The following is a 1,176-nucleotide window of genomic DNA, read 5'->3' as shown; positions in this document are numbered from 1 at the left end:
CCGTCGGATCTCGTTCAGCCTGGTGATCAGGGGGGCGATGCTGCGTCCCTCGCGTTCGGCGGCTTCCCAGTCCCGGGGCCGCAGCTGGTACTTCTCCGAGTCCAGATACTCCTCGCCGCCCTCCCGCAGCGGCACGTTCTCACACAACTCGTACCCCGAGTACACCCCCCACGTCGGCGACAGCGTCGCCGCCAGCACCGCCCGCACCTCGAACGCCGGCCGCCCCCCGTGCTGCAGATACGCGTGCAGGATGTCCGGGGTGTTCACGAAGAAGTTCGGCCGCATATACGCCGCCGCCTCCCCCGACAGCTCGCTCAGATACTCCGTCAGCTCCTGCTTCGAATTCCGCCACGTGAAATACGTGTACGACTGCTGGAACCCCACCTTGGCCAGCGTGTGCATCATCGCCGGCCGCGTGAACGCCTCCGCCAGGAAGATCACATCCGGATCCGTGCCGTTGATGTCCCCGATCACCCGCTCCCAGAACACCACCGGCTTGGTGTGCGGATTGTCCACCCGGAAGATCCGCACCCCATGCCCCATCCAGAACCGCAGCACCCGCAGCGTCTCCGCCACCAGCCCGTCCATGTCCGCATCGAAATGGACCGGATAGATGTCCTGGTACTTCTTCGGCGGATTCTCCGCATACGCGATCGACCCGTCCGGACGATGCCGGAACCACTCCGGATGCTTCTCCACCCACGGATGATCCGGCGAACACTGCAACGCGAAATCCAGGGCCACCTCCAGCCCCACCCCCCGCGCCCGCCCCACGAACCAGTCGAAATCCTCGATCGTCCCCAGATCCGGATGCACCGCGTCATGACCGCCCTCCGGCGACCCGATCGCCCACGGCACCCCCACATCCCCCGGCCCCGCCGACAGAGAATTGTTGGGCCCCTTGCGGAACGTCGTCCCGATCGGATGGATCGGCGGCAGATACACCACATCGAAACCCATCCCCGCGATCACCGGCAGCCGCCGCGCCGCCGTACGGAACGTCCCGTGCAGCCGCTGCGAAGTCCCCTCCGAACGCGGGAAGAACTCGTACCACGACCCGAACAACGCCCGCTCCCGCTCCACCACCAACGGCAACGGATCAGAGGACGTCACCAGTTCACGCAGCGGATACCGCGCCAGCACCGCATCCACCTCAGGCGTCAGCGCAGCCGCGAG

Annotated in this window: 1 pseudogene; it reads right to left on the bottom strand. The window is 66.6% G+C overall.

Features of this window, described 5'->3' with window-relative positions:
• Positions 1–1,176: pseudogene (locus tag AB0N14_RS39710) on the bottom strand (alpha-1,4-glucan--maltose-1-phosphate maltosyltransferase); the annotation flags it as partial.

This window comes from Streptomyces sp. NPDC051104 (genome assembly GCF_040682835.1).
GTDB classification, from domain to species: domain Bacteria; phylum Actinomycetota; class Actinomycetes; order Streptomycetales; family Streptomycetaceae; genus Streptomyces; species Streptomyces cynarae.
The sequence above is the reverse complement of the archived record's forward strand: the minus strand, read 5'-3'. Positions and strand labels throughout refer to the sequence as shown.